Consider the following 23602-nt stretch of genomic DNA (forward strand, 5'->3'; position numbering starts at 1 on the left):
AAAAATATTCTTGCCCAATCGAAAAACTCGGGCTAGTTTCTATTCCTGTCACCGATGACAGGAATTAACCGACCATCGGCGCGCCGTATTACAACACTTAGAACTGGCACAAGCCGGTCAAGCCTGTGAGGAACTCGACATGTCGCTGTTGATCCGTGGCGCCACCGTTATTACCCATGATGAAAGTTACCGCGCCGATGTGTTATGCGCCGGCGGTCTGATCCGTGCTATTGGCACGAACCTGGATCTTCCGACCGGCACCGAAGTACTCGATGGCAGTGGCCAGTACTTGATGCCCGGTGGTATCGACCCCCATACCCATATGCAACTACCGTTCATGGGCACCGTGGCCAGTGAAGACTTTTTCAGTGGCACGGCGGCGGGGCTGGCCGGTGGTACCACGTCGATCATCGACTTCGTGATCCCCAACCCGCAGCAGTCCTTGATGGAGGCGTTCCACCAGTGGCGCGGCTGGGCCGAGAAATCGGCGTCCGACTACGGCTTTCATGTGGCGATCACTTGGTGGAGCGAACAGGTCCGCGAGGACATGGCCGAACTGGTCAGCCATCACGGCATCAACAGCTTCAAGCATTTCATGGCCTACAAGAACGCAATCATGGCGGCCGACGACACCCTGGTGGCCAGTTTCGAGCGCTGCCTGGAATTGGGTGCGGTGCCCACCGTGCATGCGGAAAATGGCGAGCTGGTTTATCACCTGCAGCGCAAGTTGATGGCCCAGGGCATCACCGGGCCGGAAGCGCATCCACTGTCGCGGCCTTCCCAGGTCGAAGGCGAAGCGGCCAGCCGTGCGATCCGCATCGCCGAGACCATCGGCACGCCGCTGTACCTGGTGCACGTCTCCACCCGGGAAGCGCTGGACGAAATCACCTACGCCCGCAGCAAAGGGCAGCCGGTCTACGGCGAAGTGCTCGCCGGCCACTTGCTGCTCGACGACAGCGTCTATCAACACCCCGACTGGCAGACCGCCGCCGGCTACGTGATGAGCCCACCGTTCCGCCCACGCGGGCACCAAGAGGCGCTGTGGCACGGCTTGCAAGCCGGCAACCTGCACACCACCGCCACCGACCACTGCTGCTTCTGCGCCGAGCAAAAGGCCGCCGGGCGTGACGACTTCAGCAAGATCCCCAACGGCACTGCCGGCATTGAAGACCGCATGGCGCTGCTGTGGCATGAGGGCGTCAATACCGGGCGCCTGTCGATGCACGAATTCGTCGCACTGACCTCCACCAATACCGCGAAGATCTTCAACCTCTACCCGCGCAAAGGCGCGATCCGCGTAGGCGCCGATGCCGACCTGGTGCTGTGGGACCCAGACGGCACGCGCACCATTTCCGCCAAGACCCATCATCAGCAGGTCGACTTCAACATCTTCGAAGGCAAGACCGTACGCGGCGTGCCGAGCCACACCATCAGCCAGGGCAAGCTGGTCTGGGCCGATGGCGACCTGCGCGCCGAGCGCGGCGCCGGACGCTATGTGCCGCGGCCGGCGTATCCGTCGGTGTTCGAGCAGTTGAGCAAGCGGGCGGAGCAGTCCAGGCCCACTGCTGTGAAACGCTGAGACCGCTATCGGGAGCAAGCCCCCTCCCACACTTGAATGTGTTCACACATCAAAATGTGGGAGGGGGCTTGCTCCCGATGAGGCCAGTACAGGCAACAAGATGCCCGCTTAGAGGCAATCCAGAAAAAACCGTGAGGCCACCACCGTGATCCAGACCCTGACCCACCTTCCCCACCCCCGCGACGACGAGGCGACCCTCGCCAGCCATTTCACCGACCTGGCACCGCCCCTCAACGCCCGCCAGGCGCAACTGGAAGCCTCGCGCTGCCTGTATTGCTACGACGCACCCTGCGTCAACGCGTGCCCCAGCGACATCGATATCCCGTCGTTCATCCGCAACATCCACACCGAAAACGTCCAGGGCGCGGCGCAGACAATTCTCTCGGCGAATATCCTCGGCGGCAGCTGCGCACGGGTCTGTCCCACCGAGATCCTGTGTCAGCAGGCCTGCGTGCGGAACAACGCCGAAGAATGCGCCCCGGTGCTGATCGGCCTGCTGCAACGCTACGCGGTGGACAACGCCCACTTCAGCCACCACCCCTTCCAGCGCGCGGCGCTCACCGGCAAACGCATCGCCGTGGTCGGTGCCGGGCCGGCGGGCTTGGCCTGCGCTCACCGCGCGGCGCTGCACGGCCATGACGTGGTGATCTTCGAAGCGCGGGAAAAAGCCGGCGGCTTGAACGAATACGGGATCGCCAAGTACAAGCTGGTGGATGACTTCGCCCAGAAGGAACTGGATTTCCTGCTGCAGATCGGCGGCATCGACATCCGTCACGGCCAGCGCCTGGGTGACAACCTCACCCTCAGCGAACTGCATTCCCAATTCGATGCGGTGTTCCTCGGCCTCGGCCTGGCGGCCAGCAAACAGTTGGGTTTGCCCCACGAGGACGCCCCCGGCCTGCTCGCCGCCACCGACTACATCCGCGAACTGCGCCAGGCCGATGACCTCACCCAACTGCCGCTGGCCGACCGCTGCATCGTGCTTGGCGCCGGCAACACCGCCATCGACATGGCCGTGCAAATGGCCCGCCTCGGTGCGCGGGACGTGAACCTGGTGTACCGCCGTGGCCTGGCCGACATGGGCGCGACCCAGCATGAGCAGGACATCGCCAAGGCCAATCAGGTACGCCTGCTGACCTGGGCCCAACCGGAGCACGTGTTGCTCGATGATCAGGGGCACGTACGCGGTATGCGCTTTGCCCGCACGCGCATGGAGAACGGTCGCCTGCACCCCACCGGAGAAACCTTCGAGCTGGCCGCAGACGCCATTTTCAAGGCCATCGGCCAGGGCTTTGCCAGCGAAGCGCTGCACGACCCGCTGGCCCAGCAACTGCACCGCGTGGGCGAACGCATCTTCGTCGACGAACATCTGCGCACCAGCATTCCCGGGGTGTATGCCGGCGGTGACTGCGTCAGCCTCGGCCAGGACCTTACCGTGCAGGCCGTGCAACACGGCAAGCTGGCCGCCGAGGCTATGCACGCCCAACTCATGCTCAATGTGGAGGCCGCGTAATGGCCGATCTGTCGATTGTGTTCGCCGGTATCAAAGCCCCCAACCCGTTCTGGCTGGCCTCCGCGCCGCCCACCGACAAGGCCTACAACGTGGTGCGCGCGTTCGAGGCCGGTTGGGGCGGTGTGGTTTGGAAAACCCTGGGTGAAGACCCGGCGGCCGTGAACGTGTCGTCGCGCTACTCGGCCCACTATGGGGCCAATCGCGAAGTGCTGGGCATCAATAATATCGAGCTGATCACCGACCGCTCCCTGGAGATCAACCTGCGCGAAATCACCCAGGTGAAAAAGGACTGGCCGGACCGCGCCTTGATCGTGTCGCTGATGGTGCCGTGTGTTGAGCAATCCTGGAAAAACATCCTGCCCCTGGTAGAAGCCACCGGCTGCGACGGCATCGAGCTGAATTTCGGCTGCCCCCACGGCATGCCCGAACGCGGCATGGGCGCGGCGGTGGGCCAAGTGCCGGAGTATGTGGAACAGGTGACACGCTGGTGCAAGACCTATTGCTCACTGCCGGTGATCGTCAAGCTCACGCCCAACATCACTGATATCCGCGTGGCGGCGCGGGCGGCGTATCGCGGCGGCGCGGATGCGGTGTCGCTGATCAACACCATCAATTCCATCACCAGCGTCGACCTGGAACGCATGGTCGCCCTGCCCATGGTCGGCAGCCAAAGCACCCATGGCGGCTACTGCGGCTCGGCAGTGAAGCCGATTGCCTTGAACATGGTCGCCGAAATCGCCCGCGACCCACAGACCCAAGGCCTGCCGATCTGCGGCATCGGCGGCATCGGCAACTGGCGCGACGCCGCGGAGTTCATCGCCTTGGGTTGCGGCGCGGTGCAGGTGTGCACGGCGGCGATGCTGCACGGGTTTCGCATCGTTGAAGAAATGAAGGATGGCTTGTCGCGGTGGATGGACAGCCAGGGTTACGCCAACTTGCAGGAATTTTCCGGGCGAGCGGTGGGCAACACCACGGATTGGAAATACCTGGATATCAACTATCAGGTGATCGCCAACATCGACCAGGCAGCGTGCATTGGCTGCGGGCGCTGCCACATCGCCTGTGAGGACACGTCGCACCAGGCCATCGCCAGCCTGAAGCAGGCCGACGGCACGCATAAATATGAAGTGATCGATGACGAGTGTGTGGGCTGCAATCTGTGCCAGATCACCTGCCCGGTGGCCGATTGCATCGAGATGGTGCCGATTGACACGGGCAAGCCGTTTTTGAACTGGACCCAGGATCCGCGTAATCCTTATCGGGAGGCTGTGTAGTCCTGTAGACCGCTATCGGGGGCAAGCGGCCCCCTCCCACACTGGATCTGTGTGAACCCGATCAAATGTGGGAGGGGCGGTGCGACGATTCGACTTGCCCCCGATAGGGCCAGCAGGCTCACCACAGCGCTCAAGGCTCCAACCCAATCCCACGCAATATCACCCCAGTCACCGTCTGTATCGCCCGCTCAAACTGCATGTCCGACAACGGCTGGTGATCATTCAAAATGTTCACCTGGTGATCGAAGTCGGCGTAGTGCTGGGTCGATGCCCAGATCATAAACAGCAGGCTCGACGGCTCCACCGGCAGGATGCGTTTGTCGTCCACCCAATGGCGAATTTTCGCTTCCTTCATCTTGGCCCAGTCATACAGGCTTTCATCCAGTGCCTCACCCAGTGTGGGCGCGCCGTGGATGATTTCATTGGCCCAGACTTTCGAGCCATAGGGCCGCGTGCGCGAGCGCTGCATCTTGGCGCGGATGTAGCTGCTGAGGACCACCCGTGGGTCATCGAAAGTCTCGAAGCTCAGGGCGTCCTGTTTCCACAGTTCCAGCAGGTCGAACAGCACGGCGCTGTACAGCTCGCTCTTGGTGGTGAAGTAGTAATGCAGATTCGAGCGCGGCAGTTGCGCCTCTTTGGCGATGTCGGCCATGGCGGTGCTGCCATAGCCTTTTTCAGCGAAGACTTTCTCCGCCGCCAGCAGGATTTTCTCGACGTTGACCCGCCGAATTCCGATCTTGTGATTGCCCATAAGGGCTCCCTGACAACAACACGAGCTAAAGACTACCATCGGCTCTAGATCGGGGCGACACGCCGAACCGAAACTTCGTACACTGCCAGCTTCTATCCTTTGATTGGTATTGAACAATGTTGATCAAGAAGTCCCTGACCACCGTCGCCCTGCTCGCCTCTCTGCTGGGCGCTTCTGCCGCCTTTGCCCATGCCCACCTTAAAAGCGCCACGCCGGCGGCCGACAGCAGCGTTGCCGCACCGAGCGATCTGCGCCTGACGTTCAGCGAAGGCGTCGAAGCGACTTTCACCAAAGTGTCCTTGAGCAAGGACGGCACGGAAATCGCGATCAAGGGCCTGGAAACCCCGGACGCCGACAAGAAAACCCTGGTGGTCACCCCGGCCGCCCCGTTGGCAGCCGGCACTTATAAAGTCGAGTGGCACGCGGTGTCCGTCGACACCCACAAAAGCGAAGGCAACTACAGCTTCAAGGTCGGCCAGTAATCCATGGTGACCCTGCTGGTGCTGTGCCGTTTCGTGCATTTCATCGTTGTGCTGTTGATGTTCGGGGCCAGTGTGTTCAGGCCCCTGTTGCTCGGCGCGGCCGCGCAACCCGCACTCGACCGGCTGCTGCTGCGCATTACCCGTGGGCTGGCATGGCTGGGGCTGGGCTCCGGGATCGCCTGGTTGCTGTTGATCACCGCGAGCATGGCCGGCAGTTGGGACGCGGCATTGCAGCCGGCCACTGTGGAGCTGGTGCTGGGCAAGACCTTCTTTGGGCAGGTGTGGGTGTGGCATTTGCTGCTCAGCCTGGCGCTGGTCATCGTACTGACAAAACCCTGGGCCGCACTGCGCCTGCCGATCGTCGCGCTGCTGTTGGCGACGCTCGCGCCGGTCGGGCATGGCGCCATGCTTGATGGGCTCAGCGGGCGACTGCTGATACTCAATCAAGTGGTGCATTTGATGTGTGTCGGCGCATGGCTTGGGGGCTTGCTGTTGCTGGTGCTGATCCTCAGGCAACCCTCGCACTTTGTGCTGCAGCCGATCCTGCGGCGCTTCAGTGGCGTGGGCTATGGCTTGGTCGCCGGCCTGCTGGTGACCGGTTTGATCAATGTACGCGTGCTCACCGAGCAATGGTGGCCTACGCCGCTGTTCGAAGGGTTTGCTTTGATTCTGCTGATCAAGGTGCTGCTGGTGCTGGGCATGTTGGTGCTGGCCTTGCTGAACCGGTTGCGCTTGAAACAGTGCGAACAGCGTGTAGGCAGCTTGAAGGCCAGCGTGATGGTGGAATGGTTACTAGGTGTTGCAGCGGTGGCGGCGGTTTCCCTGCTCGGCACCCTGCCGCCGATGGTCATGTCCAGCTGAAACTCCGCCATTCTCATGGTTGTCATCAATGTGGGAGGGGGCTTGCTCCCGATGGCGGTGGGCCAGTTACACATAAGTTGACTGTCACACCGCCATCGGGAGCAAGCCCCCTCCCACATTTGTCCGTGCCCGCTTTTTATTCGGGCTGAGCAAGTCATCCTATAACTTCTGCTTGACACACCCTTGAAACCCCGTAAATATCCCGCCCAATGTTGTACGACAACGTATGACAAATAATAAAAACAACAAAAGAAAAGGGAGCCTCACTGTGAGTCATTTCGCCCGCAATTCCTCCTACCGCCTCGGCCTCATCAGCCTCAGCAGCCTCGCGTTCACCCTGCCGCTCACGGCCCACGCCGATGGGTTTGTCGAAGACGCCAAAGCCACGCTCAACCTGCGCAACGCCTACTTCAACCGCAACTTCACCAACCCCGCCAATGCCCAGGGCAAGGCCGAAGAGTGGACGCAGAACTTCATTCTGGACGCCCGGTCCGGCTACACCCGCGGCACGGTAGGTTTCGGCATTGACGTACTGGGCCTGTATTCGCAGAAGCTCGATGGCGGCAAAGGCACCGCGGGCACCCAGCTGCTGCCGGTGCATGATGATGGTCGCCCCGCAGACAACTTCGGACGCCTGGGCGTGGCGTTGAAAACCAAACTGTCGAAGACTGAATTGAAGGTCGGCGAATGGATGCCGGTGTTGCCGATCCTGCGCTCCGATGACGGCCGCTCCCTGCCCCAGACCTTCCGCGGCGGCCAGGTGACGTCCAACGAGATTGCCGGCCTGACCCTCTACGGCGGCCAGTTCCGCGGCAACAGCCCGCGCAACGACGCGAGCATGGAAGACATGTTCATGAACGGCAAAGCCGCGTTCACCTCCGACCGGTTCAACTTCGGCGGTGGCGAATACACCTTCAATGACAAGCGCACCCAGGTCGGCCTGTGGTACGCCGAGCTCACCGATATCTACCAGCAGCAGTACCTCAACCTCACCCACAACCAGCCGGTCGGCGACTGGACCCTGGGCGCCAACCTCGGTTTCTTCAACGGCAAGGAAGACGGCAGCGCGCTGGCCGGCGACCTCGATAACAAGACCGCGTTCGCCCTGCTGTCGGCCAAGTACAACGGCAACACCTTCTACGTGGGCCTGCAGAAACTCACCGGCGACAGCGTGTGGATGCGCATCAACGGCACCAGCGGCGGCACACTGGCCAACGACAGTTACAACTCCAGCTATGACAATGCCAAGGAAAAATCCTGGCAGGTGCGCCACGACTTCAACTTCGTGGTGCTGGGCATTCCCGGGTTGACCATGATGAACCGCTACATCAGCGGCAGTAACGTGCACACCGGGGCAATCACCGATGGCAAGGAATGGGGCCGCGAGTCGGAACTGGCCTACACGGTGCAAAGCGGTGCGCTGAAGGACTTGAACGTGAAATGGCGCAACTCGACCATGCGTCGGGACTTCAGCAATAACGAATTCGACGAAAACCGGATCTTTATCAGCTATCCCATTTCGCTACTTTAAAAGTTTCCGATCATCTGAAAAACACTGCAAAACCCATGTGGGAGGGGGCTTGCTCCCGATGGCGGTGTATCAGCCACCGAATGCACTGCTGACACACCGCCATCGGGAGCAAGCCCCCTCCCACATTTGAATCTCACTCGGCTGTAAGAACGTTGACAACCTGGGGATCCCTAACAATACTTCGGCATAGTCATACGACAACCTACAACAAAAACTGGAATACCCATGACCACCACTACCCCCAATCCCTTCAACCGCATCCTGCTCACCGGCGCCGCCGGTGGCTTGGGTAAAGTCCTGCGCGAACGCATGCGCCCCTACGCCCAGGTGCTGCGCCTGTCGGACATCGCCGACATGGCCCCCGCCGCTGCCCATGAAGAAGTGCAACCCTGCGATCTGTCCGACAAACAAGCCGTGCACCACCTGGTGGAAGGCGTCGACGCGATCCTGCATTTCGGTGGCGTGTCGGTGGAGCGCCCCTTTGAAGAAGTGCTCGGTGCAAACATCAGCGGCATCTTCCACATCTACGAAGCGGCGCGCCGCCATGGGGTCAAGCGCGTGATCTTCGCCAGCTCCAACCATGTGATCGGTTTCTACAAACAGGGCGAAAAACTCGACGCCCACTCGCCACGTCGTCCGGACAGCTACTACGGCCTGTCCAAGTCCTATGGCGAAGACATGGCGAGTTTCTACTTCGACCGCTACGGCATCGAGACCGTAAGCATCCGTATCGGCTCGTCGTTCCCGGAACCGCAGAACCGCCGGATGATGCACACCTGGTTGAGCTTCGACGACCTGACCCAACTGCTCGAACGTGCGTTGTACACGCCGAACGTCGGCCATACCGTGGTCTACGGCATGTCGGATAACCTCGACACCTGGTGGGACAACCGCTACGCCGCGCACTTGGGTTTTGCGCCCAAGGACAGCTCCGAAGTGTTCCGCGCCCAGGTCGAGGCCCAGCCGCCAGTGGCTGACAACGACCCGGCGAAAATCTACCAGGGCGGCGCGTTCTGCGCGGCGGGACCCTTCGGTGACTGAGTTCACTGCAACCCAAGGGAATGAGTGGCCATGAGTGCAGAATTGATTGTCGACGCCCGCAACGCCGTGGGCGAATGCCCGGTGTGGGTGCCCGAGGAAAACGCGCTGTATTGGGTGGATATTCCCAACGGTCGCTTGCAGCGCTGGGACGCGGCCACTGGCCTCGTCGCAACGTGGCAAGCCCCAGAGATGCTCGCCTGCATTGCGCGCACCGACACAGGCAATTGGGTGGCCGGCATGGAAACCGGCTTTTTCCAACTCACCCCAAACAGCGATGGCAGCCTTGATACCACGCTATTGGCCGGCGTCGAACATCCACGCGCCGACATGCGCCTCAACGACGGCCGCTGTGACCGCCAGGGCCGTTTCTGGGCCGGCAGCATGGTGCTGGACATGAGCCAGAACGCCACCGAAGGCAGCCTTTATCGCTTCGCGTCAGGCGCTGCGCCCCATGCCGAGCTGGGCGGGTTCATCACCCTCAACGGCCTGGCGTTCAGCCCCGATGGCCGCACGATGTACGCCTCGGATTCACACCCCCTGGTGCAGCAGATCTGGGCCTTCGATTACGACATCGAGAGCGGCACGCCGTCCAACCGCCGTGTGTTCGTGGACATGCACAACTACCTCGGTCGGCCCGACGGCGCAGCCGTGGACGCCGACGGCTGCTACTGGATCTGCGCCAACGATGCCGGCCTGGTTCACCGCTTCACCCCGGACGGTCGCCTCGACCAATCGCTGCCCGTTCCGGTGAAAAAACCCACCATGTGCGCCTTTGGCGGCAGTCGCCTGGACACCTTGTACGTCACCTCGATCCGTGACGACGCGAGTGAACAATCACTGTCCGGCGGCGTGTTCGCCCTCAACCCCGGCGTCCAAGGCCTACCCGAACCCCGCTTCATCCTCTAGCTGTATCGCTGTGCCTTGAATACAACAATAACAAGACAGGAATGACCTCCCATGGACTTCAAACGCACCTTGCTCGCTGCAACACTTGTCGCCCTCAGCAGCGCCGCCCACGCGCTGGAAATCAAGTTCGCCGACATTCACCCCGCCGGCTACCCCACCGTCGTCGCCGAAGAAAACATGGGCAAGGCCCTGACCAAGGAAAGCAACGGCGAACTGACCTTCAAGTACTTCCCAGGTGGCGTGCTGGGTTCCGAAAAGGAAGTGGTGGAACAGGCCCAGGTCGGTGCCGTGCAGATGACCCGCGTCAGCCTCGGCATCGTCGGCCCGGTGGTGCCGGACGTCAACGTGTTCAACCTGCCCTTCGTGTTCCGCGACCAGGCGCACATGCGCAAGGTCATCGACGGCGAGATTGGTGACGAGATCCTCGCCAAGATCACTGATTCCGAATTCGGGCTGGTCGCACTGGCCTGGATGGACGGCGGCACGCGCAACCTCTACACCAAGAAACCGGTGCGCAAGATCGAAGACCTCAAGGGCATGAAGATTCGCGTGCAGGGCAACCCGCTGTTCATCGACGCCTTCAATGCAATGGGCGCCAACGGCATCGCCATGGACACCGGCGAGATCTTCAGTGCGCTGCAGACCGGCGTGATCGACGGCGCGGAAAACAACCCGCCGACGATGCTTGAGCACAACCATTTCCAGAACGCCAAGTACTACACCCTCACCGAACACTTGATCCTGCCCGAGCCCATCGTGATGTCGAAAATCACCTGGACCAAGCTCACTCCCGCGCAGCAGGACATGGTCCGCAAAGCCGCCAAGGCCGCCCAGGCTGATGAACGCGTACTGTGGGACGCCAAGTCCGCCACCAGCGAAGAAAAACTCAAGAAGGCCGGCGTCGAGTTCATCACCGTCGATAAAAAACCCTTCTACGACGCCACCGCACAGGTTCGCGCCAAGTACGGCGCGCCTTACGCCGACATCATCAAGCGTATCGACGCCGTCCAATAACGCCCTCCTCCCAGACAAGGCCCGGCGCGCTCCGCTGCTTTTGCAGCGAGCTGCGCCCGGTTACGGTGAACGCCATGAAGAATCTGGTGCTGCGCATCAATGACCGCATTTACATGACCTGCATCTGGGTCGCCGGCCTCTCGGTACTCGGGGTCGCACTGATCATTCCCTGGGGCATTTTTGCCCGTTACATCCTCGGCACCGGCTCAAGCTGGCCGGAGCCCACCGCCATCCTGCTGATGCTGGTTTTCACATTTATCGGCGCCGCCGCGAGCTACCGCGCCGGTGCGCATATGTCGGTGGCGATGATCACCGACCGCCTGCCTCCCGCCCAACGCCGCATTGCCGGCATTGTTTCGCAACTGCTGATGGGCACCATCTGTCTGTTCATGACGATCTGGGGCGCCAAGCTGTGCTTGTCCACCTGGAACCAGTTCATGAGCGCCATCCCTACGCTGCGGGTCGGCATCACCTACATGCCGATCCCGATCGGCGGACTGCTGACCTTGATATTCGTGGTGGAAAAACTACTGCTGGGCGACCAGAGCAACCGGCGCGTGGTGCGCTTCGACCTGGTTGAAGAAAGCGAAGGGGCCGCCTGATATGGACGCATTGATTCTGTTGGGCAGTTTTATCGCCTTGATCCTGATTGGCATGCCAGTGGCCTACGCCCTGGGCTTGTCGGCGCTGATCGGTGCGTGGTGGATCGACATTCCGTTCCAGGCCCTGATGATTCAGGTGGCGGGTGGTGTGAACAAGTTTTCGCTGATGGCGATTCCGTTCTTCGTGCTGGCCGGCGCGATCATGGCCGAGGGCGGCATGTCGCGGCGCCTGGTGGCGTTTGCCGGCGTGCTGGTGGGCTTCGTGCGCGGTGGGCTGTCGCTGGTCAACATCATGGCGTCGACGTTTTTCGGCGCAATCTCCGGCTCGTCGGTGGCCGATACCGCTTCGGTCGGTTCGGTGCTGATTCCGGAGATGGAACGCCGCGGCTATCCGCGCGAGTTCGCCACGGCCGTGACGGTCAGCGGCTCGGTGCAGGCGCTGCTGACGCCACCCAGCCATAACTCGGTGCTCTACTCCCTGGCGGCAGGCGGCACAGTATCGATCGCCTCGCTATTCATGGCCGGCGTGGTGCCGGGCCTGTTGATGAGCGCGTGCCTAATGGTGCTGTGCCTGATCTTCGCGAAAAAGCGCGATTACCCCAAGGGTGAAGTCATTCCCTTGAAGCAGGCGCTGAAGATCGCCGCCGACGCGCTCTGGGGCCTGATGGCCATGGTGATCATCCTCGGCGGTATCCTGTCGGGCATCTTCACCGCCACCGAGTCGGCCGCCATTGCGGTGCTGTGGGCGTTCTTTGTGACCATGTTCATCTACCGCGACTACAAATGGCGCGAGCTGCCCAAGCTGATGCACCGCACGGTGCGCACCATTTCCATCGTGATGATCCTGATCGCCTTCGCGGCCAGCTTCGGCTACATCATGACCCTGATGCAGATCCCGGCGAAGATCACCACGCTGTTCCTGACCCTGTCGGACAACCGCTACGTGATCCTGATGTGCATCAACGCCATGCTGCTGTTGCTCGGCACGGTGATGGACATGGCGCCGCTGATCCTGATTCTCACGCCGATCCTGATGCCGGTGATCCTCGGCATCGGCGTCGACCCGGTGCACTTTGGCATGATCATGCTGGTGAACCTGGGCATCGGCCTGATCACCCCGCCGGTGGGCGCGGTACTGTTCGTGGGCGCGGCGGTAGGCAAGGTCAGCATCGAGAAGACCGTGAAGGCGCTGCTGCCGTTTTATGCGGTGCTGTTTCTGGTGCTGATGGCGGTGACCTACATTCCGGCGCTGTCGCTGTGGCTGCCGAGCGTGGTGCTGTAAATCCAATTTCAAGAACAAAGGCGCTTGAATGTGGGAGGGGGCTTGCTCCCGATAGCAGTGGATCAGTGACTGCAGCGTTGACTCAACCACCGCTATCGGGAGCAAGCCCCCTCCCACATTTCGGGCAGCGCTGTTTTTACTATTTCCATACGGCAGGTCGATCGTGTCTTTGAACTTCGTTGAGCTTACGGATCAACTCACCCATCTGGTACTTGCCCCCGCCATCGGCGCCAGCCTCGTCAACTGGACGGTGCGGGCCACCGGGCAGCCGTTGTTGCGCCATAGCGACGAACACGCCATCAACACCGGCCTGCCGGGCAAATTGGGCTGTTATCCATTGGCGCCCTGGTCCAACCGGATTGCCGAAGGCGGGTTCGACACGCCCAGTGGCTGGCTCGCACTGGCCCCGAACAGCCTCACCGACCCCCTGCCAGTTCACGGTTCGGCCTGGCAACAGGCGTGGCAGGTGGTTGGCCAATCAGCGGATGAGGTGCTGCTGGAAGTGACGTGCGACACGCCGTTCGCCTATCGCGCCGAGCAACGTATCCGCCTAAGCGGTGGGGTGCTGAGGATTGAGCTACGGGTCACGCATCTGGCTGAAACAGCCGCATGGCATGGTGTGGGCCTGCATCCGTACTTTCCGCGCAGGCCGAGTACACGGTTGCAGACCAAGGCGGCACAGGTGTGGTTGAGTGACGCGTCCAAGCTGCCGACCGGATTGGCGTCAGTGCCGCAGGATTGGGATTTCAGGCAACCTCAAACGCTGCCGGAAGGCCTGGTGGACAATGGTTTCTGCGAATGGGATGGGTATTGCTTGATCGAACAACCGGAGCTGGGATACACCCTCGAATGCCAGGCCACCGGCGCCGATTACTTCCTGCTGTACTGCCCGCCAGGGTTGGGGTTTTTCTGCATCGAACCGGTCAGCCATCCGGTGAATGCCCATCACCTGCCAGGCAAGCCGGGCTTGAAGTTACTGGAACAGAACCAGTCGATTTGCCTCGATTTCACCCTGAAATACAGTCCAACTGTGGGAGGGGGCTTGCCCTAAGACTTATGTAGGAGCGAGCTTGCTCGCGAAAAACGACCAGACAACGCGTTCATTCTGAATATGCGCGGGGGGCCTGAATTCTTCGCGAGCAAGCTGTTGTGGCTCAATATTTATGGACCATGATGTAGGAGTATCAACCTAAGGAAGCGTCATGGGATTTCGGATCGTTACAGCCGAAGAAAAAGCCGAAGCGATTCGTCTGGTCGTTGAGTTGAACTACTCAGTGCCTAAGGCGTGCGAGCAAACGGGTGTGGGGCCGACGGCGCTGCGACGCTGGGTTTCGCGATGGCGCAAGGAGCAGGTAGGAGCAGCGCAAACGACGCGTCCTCAGGATCAGGATCTGATTGATTCGCTGCAGGCCAGGTTGGCGTTGCTGGAAGCCGAGAACGATGTCCTAAAAAAGCAGTTGCCCTCTCATCTAAAGGTGCTGTTTGGCCGAAGAAAATGATTGAGGGCGCCACAAAAAAGCTGTCGGTGCGACGTCTATGCCGCTTGCTGGGCGTGCCTCGCAGCAGCTATTACGCGATGCGCCAGCCCAAACCTGAGCGCAGAATTGAGCCCCAACTGGAAAAGAAAATCCGGCTATTACACCGAGAGCATCGCGGAGCGCTGGGCAGTCGTGGGTTTACAAAAGTCCTGAAAACACAGGGCGTAGTGGTCGGGCGCCATCGTATGCGCAGCTTGATGAAGAGTTTGGGCCTGGTGAGACGTCGGGCCCAGTATGCGCACTATCGGCGAGCCACCAAAGTGTCCAACATCGCGCCCAATGTACTGGAGCGACGCTTTAATCCGGAACAACCCAACACGTTCTGGGCGGGAGATATTACCTATATCCGTGTCGGTGGCAGTTGGTTGTATCTAGCCATTGTGATGGATCTTTTTTCGCGCAGAATCGTTGGTTGGGCATTTTCAAGGACGGCTGATACCGAGCTTTCATTGCAGGCTTTACGACTTGCTGTGGGGCTGCGTCGACCTTCCTCCGAGCTGGTGTTTCACTCGGACCAGGGATGCCAATACACAGCTGAGCGCTTCGTCAGCTACTTGGCTGAAAAGCAGATCGTGCAGAGCATGAGTCGGCGCGGGAACTGTTGGGACAATGCGGTTGTGGAGCGCTATTTCAGATCGCAAAAACACGATTGGTCACCTGAAAATGGTTACTCAACTCACTTCGAAGCAGAGCGGGACGTGATGGACTTCATTGCTCATTACAACCATCGACGCTGTCACTCTGCCTCGAACAACCTGCCGCCAGCCATTTTTGAAAAGCTGGCGGCCTAATACTCCTACAGAATGGTCCAAAAAAACTGGACCGCTACAAGCTCGCTCCTACATAAACCCTTCCACACTCAGCTCTACGGCGTGTCAGGGCGGGCTGTTTTTGAGCCGCCCGGCGGTGTCGATACTGACGACAACCGAAAGCCCTGGCCGCAACCGTTCGCTATCGGCCTGATCCGGGTCCACCGTAATCCGCACCGGCACGCGCTGGGCGATCTTGACGAAGTTGCCGGTGGCGTTGTCGGCCTGCAACAGGCTGAACTCCGACCCGGTCGCCGGGGAGATATGCTGCACGGTGCCGTGAAACTTGCGGTGGTTCAACGCATCCACGGTGAAGGTCACCGGCTGGCCAACCTGCACGTTATCCATCTGGGTTTCTTTCATGTTCGCAATCACCCACAACTGCTTGGGCACCAGCGCCATCAACTGCGCGCCGGAGTTGACGTAGGCCCCCAGACGCACGCCAATCTGCCCCAGCTGACCATCGCGGGGCGCGGTGATGCGCGTGTTCGACAAGTCGATCCGCGCCAGCTCCACCGCCGCCTCCGCGCTGGCCACCGCCGCTTCCAGCGAGCCGCGATTGACGATCACCGTTTGCAGGTCCTGCCGGGCGATTTCCAGGCTGGCCTGGGCCTGGGCCACGGCGGCGATGGTCTGCGCGTTGGCGGCACGGGTCACGTCCAGTTCACGCTTGGACACCGAGCCGTCGCTGATCAACTCTTCATTGCGGCGCAAGTCAGCGGTACTTTTGCGGGCCTGGGCCTGGCTGTCCACCAGCGCGGCCTGGCGCAACTTGATGGTCGCCTCGGCGCTGTTGCGTTGCTGCACCACATTGGCCAGCGACGCCTTCTGCACCGCCAACTGCGCCAGGGCCTGGTCCAGGCGCTGCTTGTAGATGCGGTCATCGAGGCGCACCAGCAGGTCGCCCGCCTTCACGTACTGGAAATCCTGCACCGGCACTTCGAATACATAGCCGCTGAGCTGCGGGCCAATTATGGTCACCTGCCCACGCACCAGCGCATTCTCGGTGGTTTCCACCGCGCTGCTGAACGGTGGCAACTGCCACGCATACAGCACGATGAGCACGCCAACGATGGCAATCGCGGCAAAGCCCAGGGACGAAACGATGCGTACCCGCAACGAGCGCGGTTCGGTCACTGTAGCGCCCGGCGGCGTGGAACCCTCAGGCGTGGAGGCAATGGCGTTGGTGGTCGTGGTGGTGGACGTGGGTTCGGTCATGAAGAGGCGCCGACAGGTTGAACGGGAGGGGTGGCTGCTTTGGTGGTGCTCATCAGCCACAGGCTGCGGATAAAGATCCAGATCATGGTCAGGATCGCGATGATCGCGATCAGCATGAACACGTCGTTGTAAGCCATCACGTTGGCTTCACGGGTGGCCGCCGTGGCCAGGCTGCGGATGCCCATGAGGTTGCGCAATTGCGGGTCGGCGACGACACCGCCATAGGCCGAGCCGCCGCTCTGCACCCGCGCCGCAACAAGGGGGTCCAGCAGGGTCAGGTGTTCGGTGATCATGCTGGAGTGATACTTCTCGCGCACGATCTGGAAGGTGCCGAGCAGCGCTGCGCCGATCAGGCCGCCGAGGTTCTGGCAAATCCCGAACATCACCGAAAAACTCACCAGGTTGCGCGGGTTGGTCAACACGTTCTTGGTGCCCAGCACCATGGTCGGCCCAAGAAAAAAGGTACCGCCGAAGCCTAGCAGGAACTGGCTGATATACAGGTTCTGCGGCCGCGTGAGGTTGCTGGAGAAACTGTCCATCACCGACCCGGTCGCCATCAGCGCCAGGGAAATCACCAGCGGCATCAGCAAGTGCGCCGGGTTGATCGTCAAGGCGCTGACCACCAGCCCCGCAATCGCACCGGCCAGCATCACCACGTACAGCGTGTGCATCTGCTGGTAGCTCATGTTCAGCATCTGCATGAATCCCACCGCGCCCGTGGACTGTTCCGACAGCACCATGCGAATCAGGATCACCGCCAGCGCCAGACGAATCATGGTGCCGCTGCCCAGCCAGCGGGTCATCAGCATCGGGTTGGCGCGGTTATGCTCGATGGCCAGGCCGGCCATGATCAGCACCAGCGAACAGGCCGAGGCGATGCCGATCCAGGGTGCTTCCAGCCACCAGTCGATGCGGCCCAGGGACAACACCGCGCAGAGCAAGGCAACGCCGGTGGCGAGGATGGCGAAGGTCAGGAAGTCGAGTTTTTCAAAGGTCTTGAAGCGGTCGCCGGGCGGCAATTTGAGCAGGAACACACAGCCCAGGCAGATCAACGCCAGGCCCAGCTCGAACAAATACAAGCCACGCCATTCGGCAATTTGCAGCAAGTCCTCGGAAAACAGCCGCGCCAGGGGCAACGCCAACTGCGCCGTACCCAGCCCCAGCACCAGCGCTTTGAGGCGCCACTTGGCCGGGAACGCCTGGATCATGTAGTACAAGCCCAACGAACTCAGCGCCGCCCCCACCATGCCGTGGGCCGCCCGCACTGCGATGGCCGAGTTGAGATCATTGACGAACAGATGGCCGAAGGTGACCAGCGCATACAGCACCAGGAACACTTCGGTAAATGCACGCAAGCCAAACTGCTGGCGAAACTTGACCAGCAGCAGGTTCATGCACACGTTGGTCATGACATAGGCGGCGGGCAGCCAGGCCATTTCCGCCGTGGTCGCGCCCAAGGCGCCTTGCAGGTATTGCAGGTTGGCAATCACCAGCGCGTTACCCAACCCGCCGGTGATTGCCACCAGTACGCCAACCAGCGCAAACAGCCAGCGCTTGTGGGTGGGGTGCAACGGCGTCGACGGCGAGCCCGGCAGGCTCGGCCGCTCGTGGGGTTGCCAGGTGTGCGGGGTGTATTTGTCCATTCGGTGACCTTGATGAGCCGACGCGCAAGGCCGGTGAAGCCATTAACTCAGAGAACAGTAAACCTGAGCGAGGTTCATTTTGTCATCCTGGACACGCAATTGATGCCTGCAGCCGCCTGCGGCTAAAGCGCGGCCTTCAAGAGCATGCCGGCGGCAACCACCCCACACAGGCTGGCGAAGCCCACTTGCAACGCCCGCGCAGGAATCACCGAGCACAAGCGCCGCCCGGCCAACATGCCGACAATGCTCGCACCGATAAACACCCCGCCCACCGGCTCGATGCTCACGCCCGCATGAAACGCCCCCACCACGCCGATCAACGAGAGCAGGCTGACGACCATCAACGAGGTCGCGACGATCCCGCGCATCTGCACGTCGGTGAGTTGCTTGAACGCCGGCACGATCAGAAAGCCACCGCCCACACCGAGCAGGCCCGAGACCGCACCGGTGACCGCGCCCAATGCCGCCAGGGTCGCCGTGCATTTGGCCGTCCAGGCCAGGCGCCCGGTCTGCTGGTTGAGCATGCAATTCTTCTGGCCCCAGGAGGCGGCGCCATGGTCACTCGGCCCGGCCTGGACCTTTTCACGCCGCAACATGCGCCAGGCCACCAGTACCATCAGTGCGCTGAACAGGCCCATCAGCACCGGCTCCGACAGTTGATGGGCGATGAATACCCCCAGCGGCGAAAACAGCGCGCCCAGCAACGCGATCAATAGCGCCGCGCGGTAACGCACCAGGCCGTGGCGCAGGCCGTCAATCGCGCCGACGGCCGCCGCAGCGCCCACCGCGAGCAATGACACCGGCGCGGCCTGGGTCATCGTCAACCCCAGTCCCAACACCAATGCCGGCACCCCAAGGATGCCGCCGCCCGCGCCGGTCAGGCCCATGACCAGGCCCATCAATACCCCCAACACACTGGCCAGCAGCATTCAGTCCACCTTGCTCAGGCGGGTCAGCCACTCGCGTCCCTTGAGCATGCCATTCCAGTAGAACCACGGCAGCAGCGTGGCCTTGAGGAACCACATCGAGCGGCGCGCCTGGGTCGGGTCGAGGGGAAAAGTCGGCAGCAGCTTGCCGCCATAACCGAACTCGGCCAGCACCACCTTGCCCTTCTCCACCGTCAACGGGCAGGAGCCATAGCCGTCGTACTTGAGCGGCAGCGGCGCCTGCTTGCGCAAGGCCAGCAGGTTCTCGGCAACCACCACGATCTGTTTGCGCACCGCTGCGGCGGTCTTGGCGTTGCTGGTGCCGCACACATCGCCGAGGCCGAAGATGTGCGGGTAACGCAGGTGCTGCAGGCTGTGGGGGTTCACTTCGCACCAGCCGCCGGCATCGGCCAGGGGGCTTTGGCGGATAAAGTCCGGCGCGACCTGCGGCGGCACGACGTGGAGCATGTCGAAGGTTTTCTCCTCGACCGTCACGTTGCCTTCGGCGTCCTTGACTTCGAACCAGGCGGTGCGCGCCGGGCCATCGACTTTCACCAGATTGGCATTGAAGGCCAGGCGTGCATTGTATTTCTCGACGTATTTCATCAAGGGCGGCACGAAGGTCGGCACGCCGAACAGCGCGGCACCGGCCAGGTTGAATTCAACGTCGATATTTTGCAGCGTGCCCTGTTTGAGCCAGTGGTCGCAGGACAGGTACAGGGCCTTCTGCGGCGCGCCGGCGCATTTGATCGGCATGGCCGGCTGGGTGAACAGCGCCTTGCCGCCCTTGAGTTGCTGCACCAGTTGCCAGGTATAGGCGGCATGCGGGTAGCTGTAGTTGGAAGTGACCCCGTGGCGGCCAAGGGTTTCTGGCAGGCCCTCGATCTTTTCCCAGGCCAGGCGCAGGCCGGGGCAGACGATCAAGTGGTTCCAGCTGACGCGCTGGTCGTTGTCGAGCACCAGTTGCTGCTCGTCGGGCAGCACTTGGCTGACGGCGGCCTGGATCCAGGTGACGCCGTTGGGAAGTACATCGGCCAGCGGGCGCCGGGTCTTTTGCAGGTCATAGGCGCCGCCGCCGACCAGGGTCCAGGCGGGTTGGTAACAATGGAAATCGTTGGGTTCGATCAGGATGATGTTCAGCTGCGGGTCGCGCTTGAGCAGGCTGGCCAGCAGGCCGATGCCTGCCGAGCCGCCGCCGATGACTACGATATCGCCACTGATGGTGGGTCCCCAGTGTTGTTCGGTCATGGTCTACTGCCTTTTTTGTCAATGCACACAAGGGTCGCTGCCGGATGGCGTCACGCCCAGCTTTTTATGACCGCGCCGCAGTACAGGCCGGACAGGGTCTTCATCACTTGAATCACTTCGTGGCTGGCCAATCCGTAGAAAATGTATTTGCCTTCCCGACGGGTGGCGACCAACCCTTCGTCACGCAAGATGCCCAACTGTTGTGACAGCGTAGGCTGGCGTACGCCGGTCAGGGCTTCCAGCTCGCCGACGTTGCGCTCGCCCTGGGTCAACTGGCACAGGATCAGCAGGCGGTCTTCATTGGCCAGCGCCTTGAGCAAGGAACAGGCCTTGGACGCCGATGCACGCAACTGGGCAACTTCGCCCTCACTCAACGTAGATTCCATTTGCCTCGGCTCCTCTGTCTCACTTAAGCTCAAAACATTATGTGTAAACATAAACTGATTGTAACTACATTTTTCTTCACCGGGGACAGCCGCCATGCCAGCGTTGATTCAAGCCTTTCTGGACGAGGCATCGTCGACCTATACCTACGTCGTCTATGAGGCGGATGGCGGTCCCTGTGCCATCGTCGATTCGGTGCTCAACTACGACCCGGCTTCCGGGCGCACCGACACCGCCCAGGCCGACAAGGTGATTGCCTTCGTTCGCGAGCATGGCCTTGAGGTGCAGTGGCTGCTGGAAACCCATGCCCACGCCGACCACCTGTCCGCCGCGCCTTACCTGCGACGCACGCTGGGCGGCAAGATTGCGATTGGCGAGTCCATCAGCAAGGTGCAGCACGTCTTCAAGCACCTGTTCAACCTGGAGCCGGAGTTTCGCGTCGATGGCTCGCAGTTCGACCACTTGTTTGCGCCGGATGAAATCTTTCATATCGGCGGTTTGCAGGCCCAGGCGCTGCACGTGCCAGGGCATACACCGGCGGATATGGCCTACCTGATCGATGGGCGTTTGATTCTGGTGGGCGACACCCTGTTCATGCCCGACGTGGGCACCGCGCGCTGCGACTTCCCCGGCGGCGATGCGCGTCAGTTGTATGCGTCGATGCGCAAGTTGCTGGCGCTCCCGGCCGAAACCCAACTGTATGTATGTCATGACTACCCGCCCGAAGGCCGCGAGGCCACATGCCTGACCACCGTGGCGGCGCAGCGTGCGGGCAATATCCATGTGCATGACGGCGTGGATGAGGCGACGTTCGTGGCGATGCGCACCCAACGCGATGCCGGGCTGGGAATGCCGACGCTGTTGTTGCCGGCGATCCAGGTGAACGTGCGGGCGGGGAACATGCCGCCGGCGGAGGAGAACGGCGTGACCTACCTCAAGATCCCCCTCAACCAACTTTGAAACAGGGTTAAAAATGTGGGAGGGGGCTTGCTCCCGATGGCGGTGTGACAGTCAACTCATGTGCAGCTGACCCACCGCTATCGGGAGCAAGCCCCCTCCCACATTTTGTTTCGTGTTGAATCAGGAACCGAGGCTGATGCCGTTGGCCGGCAGTGGCAGCGCGGTCTTGTAGCGCACCTGTTTCAGGGCAAAGCTGGAGCGGATATTCGCCACGCCCGGCACTTTGGTCAGAAAATCCATCATGAAGCGCTCCAGTGACTGGATCGTCGGCACCAGCACCCGAATCAGATAGTCCGGGTCGCCGGCCATCAGGTAGCACTCCATTACCTCGGGGCGGTCCGAGATCGCCCCTTCGAACTGCTGCAACGCCAGTTCATTCTGCTTTTCCAGGCTCACATGAATGAACACGTTGACGTGCAGCCCCAGCAGGTCGGCATCCAGCAGCGTGACCTGCTCGCGAATCAGGCCCAACTCCTCCATCGCCTTCACCCGGTTGAAGCACGGCGTGGGCGACAGGTTGACCGAGCGGGCCAGGTCGGCGTTGGTGATGCGGGCGTTCTCCTGCAGGGCGTTGAGAATGCCGATATCGGTACGGTCCAGTTTGCGCATGAGACAAAATCACCTGTTTATTATGTTTATGCAGATTTTTTATCCGCAAATGATCTCAGGCGCAATGAAACACAGATAAATATTCTTCTACGCCACGCCTATGATTGTTGTAGGACAAGATTTCTTCTACCCGAAGAATGACTGTCAGCTAGCGCGCCCACTACAAGAAATTCACAAGATCGAGCGTAGAAGCCATGACCCAGCAGTATGAACCACTGCGCCTGCACGTCCCTGAACCCTCGGGCCGTCCAGGCTGCAAGACCGACTTCACCTACCTGCGCCTGACCGACGCCGGCCTGGTGCGCAAACCCGCCATCGACGTAGAACCTTCCGACACCGCCGACCTGGCCAAGGGCCTGATCCGAGTGCTCGACGACCAGGGCCAGGCCCTGGGCCCGTGGGCCGAAGGTGTCTCGACCGAGATCATGCGCCGCGGCATGCGCGCGATGCTCAAGACGCGCATCTTCGACAACCGCATGGTGGTCGCCCAGCGTCAGAAAAAAATGTCGTTCTACATGCAAAGCCTTGGCGAAGAAGCCATCGGCAGCGCCCAGGCCCTGGCCTTGAACATCGACGACATGTGCTTTCCCACCTACCGCCAGCAAAGCATCCTGATGGCCCGCGAGGTGCCGCTGGTCGACCTGATCTGCCAACTGCTCTCCAACGAGCGCGACCCGCTCAAGGGTCGCCAGCTGCCCATCATGTACTCGGTCAAGGACGCCGGTTTCTTCACCATTTCCGGCAACCTCGCCACCCAGTTCGTACAGGGCGTGGGTTGGGGCATGGCCTCGGCGATCAAGGGCGATACCAAGATCGCTTCGGCCTGGATCGGCGACGGCGCCACGGCGGAATCCGACTTCCACACCGCCCTCACCTTCGCCCACGTCTACCGCGCCCCGGTGATCCTCAACGTGGTGAATAACCAGTGGGCCATTTCGACCTTTCAAGCTATCGCCGGTGGTGAAGCCACCACCTTCGCCGGACGCGGCGTGGGGTGCGGCATCGCCTCGCTGCGGGTCGATGGCAACGATTTCATCGCGGTGTACGCCGCCTCCGCCTGGGCCGCCGAACGTGCGCGGCGTAACCTGGGGCCGACGCTGATCGAGTGGGTGACTTACCGCGCCGGCCCGCACTCGACCTCCGACGACCCGTCCAAGTACCGCCCCGCCGATGACTGGAGCCACTTCCCGCTGGGTGACCCGATTGCCCGTCTCAAGCAGCACCTGATCAAGATTGGCCAGTGGTCCGAAGAGGAACACGCGGCGGTCAGTGCCGAACTTGAAGCCGAAGTCATCGCGGCACAAAAACAGGCCGAACAGTACGGCACCCTCGCCGGCGGCCAGATTCCAAGCGCCGCGACCATGTTCGAAGACGTCTACAAAGAGATGCCGGAGCACTTGAAGCGCCAGCGTCAAGAGCTGGGGGTCTGAC

General features: G+C 61.4%; 23 protein-coding genes. 16 read left to right on the top strand and 7 right to left on the bottom strand.

Features of this window, described 5'->3' with window-relative positions; genetic code table 11:
• The first annotated feature begins 139 nt into the window (after positions 1-139).
• From hydA to preA, 3 genes are all read left to right on the top strand, one after another.
• Positions 140-1579: a dihydropyrimidinase gene (gene hydA / locus QF045_RS18985; protein WP_306493572.1), complete on the top strand. Its 1440-nt coding sequence runs from the start codon at positions 140-142 to the stop codon at positions 1577-1579.
• A 145-nt stretch (positions 1580-1724) separates the two neighbouring features.
• On the top strand, positions 1725-3092 hold the full coding sequence (locus QF045_RS18990; RefSeq protein ID WP_306493573.1) for an NAD(P)-dependent oxidoreductase: 1368 nt from the start codon (positions 1725-1727) through the stop codon (positions 3090-3092).
• Positions 3092-4366, top strand: a complete 1275-nt coding sequence (gene preA / locus QF045_RS18995) for an NAD-dependent dihydropyrimidine dehydrogenase subunit PreA (protein ID WP_306493574.1) — start codon at positions 3092-3094, stop codon at positions 4364-4366. Before QF045_RS18990 ends, preA begins: the two co-directional genes overlap by 1 nt.
• 130 nt (positions 4367-4496) lie before the next feature.
• Here the strand turns inward: preA and QF045_RS19000 are convergent, their stop codons facing one another.
• Positions 4497-5117 carry a TetR/AcrR family transcriptional regulator gene (locus QF045_RS19000; protein WP_306493575.1) on the bottom strand — a complete coding sequence of 207 codons (621 nt, stop codon included), beginning with the start codon at positions 5115-5117 and terminating at the stop codon, positions 4497-4499.
• 116 nt (positions 5118-5233) lie between these two features.
• On the opposite strand from QF045_RS19000, the gene copC reads away from it, so the two are divergent.
• The 11 genes from copC (at position 5234) to QF045_RS19055 (ending at position 15165) form a co-directional block, all read left to right on the top strand.
• On the top strand, positions 5234-5599 hold the full coding sequence (gene copC / locus QF045_RS19005) for a copper homeostasis periplasmic binding protein CopC (protein ID WP_306493576.1): 366 nt from the start codon (positions 5234-5236) through the stop codon (positions 5597-5599).
• 3 nt (positions 5600-5602) lie between these two features.
• Positions 5603-6460, top strand: a complete 858-nt coding sequence (copD, locus tag QF045_RS19010; RefSeq protein WP_306493577.1) for a copper homeostasis membrane protein CopD — start codon at positions 5603-5605, stop codon at positions 6458-6460.
• 268 nt (positions 6461-6728) lie between these two features.
• Complete coding sequence (locus QF045_RS19015) at positions 6729-7991, top strand: OprD family porin (RefSeq protein WP_306493578.1); 1263 nt, start codon at positions 6729-6731, stop codon at positions 7989-7991.
• Positions 7992-8216: 225 nt separating this feature from the next.
• Positions 8217-9032, top strand: a complete 816-nt coding sequence (locus tag QF045_RS19020; protein WP_306493579.1) for an NAD(P)-dependent oxidoreductase — start codon at positions 8217-8219, stop codon at positions 9030-9032.
• A 30-nt stretch (positions 9033-9062) separates the two neighbouring features.
• Positions 9063-9938: an SMP-30/gluconolactonase/LRE family protein gene (locus QF045_RS19025; RefSeq protein ID WP_306493580.1), complete on the top strand. Its 876-nt coding sequence runs from the start codon at positions 9063-9065 to the stop codon at positions 9936-9938.
• A 51-nt stretch (positions 9939-9989) separates the two neighbouring features.
• The gene (locus QF045_RS19030) at positions 9990-10952 is read left to right on the top strand and encodes a TRAP transporter substrate-binding protein (protein WP_306493581.1); all 963 of its coding nucleotides are present in this window, start codon (positions 9990-9992) and stop codon (positions 10950-10952) included.
• Positions 10953-11026: 74 nt separating this feature from the next.
• Positions 11027-11554, top strand: a complete 528-nt coding sequence (locus tag QF045_RS19035) for a TRAP transporter small permease (RefSeq protein ID WP_306493582.1) — start codon at positions 11027-11029, stop codon at positions 11552-11554.
• Position 11555: 1 nt separating this feature from the next.
• Complete coding sequence (locus QF045_RS19040; RefSeq protein WP_306493583.1) at positions 11556-12836, top strand: TRAP transporter large permease; 1281 nt, start codon at positions 11556-11558, stop codon at positions 12834-12836.
• A gap of 163 nt (positions 12837-12999) precedes the next feature.
• Positions 13000-13887, top strand: coding sequence for an aldose 1-epimerase (locus QF045_RS19045; RefSeq protein WP_306493584.1), 888 nt, complete (start codon positions 13000-13002; stop codon positions 13885-13887).
• 151 nt (positions 13888-14038) lie between these two features.
• On the top strand, positions 14039-14335 hold the full coding sequence (locus QF045_RS19050) for a transposase (protein ID WP_306491413.1): 297 nt from the start codon (positions 14039-14041) through the stop codon (positions 14333-14335).
• Entirely contained in the window at positions 14332-15165 is an 834-nt protein-coding gene (locus QF045_RS19055) for an IS3 family transposase (protein ID WP_306491412.1), read from the top strand. The genes QF045_RS19050 and QF045_RS19055 overlap by 4 nt, the downstream gene beginning before the upstream one ends.
• Before the next feature lie 84 nt (positions 15166-15249).
• Here the strand turns inward: QF045_RS19055 and QF045_RS19060 are convergent, their stop codons facing one another.
• The 5 genes from QF045_RS19060 to QF045_RS19080 form a co-directional block, all read right to left on the bottom strand.
• Positions 15250-16401, bottom strand: coding sequence for an HlyD family secretion protein (locus QF045_RS19060; RefSeq protein WP_306493585.1), 1152 nt, complete (start codon positions 16399-16401; stop codon positions 15250-15252).
• Positions 16398-18044 (bottom strand): MFS transporter, encoded by a 1647-nt coding sequence (locus QF045_RS19065; protein ID WP_306493586.1) that lies wholly within the window; start codon positions 18042-18044, stop codon positions 16398-16400. Before QF045_RS19065 ends, QF045_RS19060 begins: the two co-directional genes overlap by 4 nt.
• Positions 18045-18166: 122 nt before the next feature.
• Positions 18167-18973 (bottom strand): sulfite exporter TauE/SafE family protein, encoded by an 807-nt coding sequence (locus QF045_RS19070; protein ID WP_306493587.1) that lies wholly within the window; start codon positions 18971-18973, stop codon positions 18167-18169.
• Entirely contained in the window at positions 18974-20218 is a 1245-nt protein-coding gene (locus QF045_RS19075; RefSeq protein ID WP_306493588.1) for an FAD/NAD(P)-binding oxidoreductase, read from the bottom strand.
• A gap of 50 nt (positions 20219-20268) precedes the next feature.
• Complete coding sequence (locus tag QF045_RS19080) at positions 20269-20604, bottom strand: helix-turn-helix transcriptional regulator (RefSeq protein WP_005789341.1); 336 nt, start codon at positions 20602-20604, stop codon at positions 20269-20271.
• 94 nt (positions 20605-20698) lie between these two features.
• On the opposite strand from QF045_RS19080, the gene QF045_RS19085 reads away from it, so the two are divergent.
• On the top strand, positions 20699-21562 hold the full coding sequence (locus QF045_RS19085) for an MBL fold metallo-hydrolase (RefSeq protein ID WP_306493589.1): 864 nt from the start codon (positions 20699-20701) through the stop codon (positions 21560-21562).
• A 120-nt stretch (positions 21563-21682) separates the two neighbouring features.
• On the opposite strand, the gene bkdR is transcribed toward QF045_RS19085, so the two are convergent.
• Positions 21683-22171, bottom strand: coding sequence for a Bkd operon transcriptional regulator BkdR (gene bkdR, locus QF045_RS19090; RefSeq protein ID WP_003174877.1), 489 nt, complete (start codon positions 22169-22171; stop codon positions 21683-21685).
• A 194-nt stretch (positions 22172-22365) separates the two neighbouring features.
• On the opposite strand from bkdR, the gene QF045_RS19095 reads away from it, so the two are divergent.
• The gene (locus QF045_RS19095; protein ID WP_306493590.1) at positions 22366-23601 is read left to right on the top strand and encodes a 3-methyl-2-oxobutanoate dehydrogenase (2-methylpropanoyl-transferring) subunit alpha; all 1236 of its coding nucleotides are present in this window, start codon (positions 22366-22368) and stop codon (positions 23599-23601) included.
• The last annotated feature ends 1 nt before the right edge of the window (position 23602 follow it).

Origin of the sequence: Pseudomonas sp. W4I3, from assembly GCF_030816195.1 — a bacterium.
Taxonomy (GTDB): domain Bacteria; phylum Pseudomonadota; class Gammaproteobacteria; order Pseudomonadales; family Pseudomonadaceae; genus Aquipseudomonas.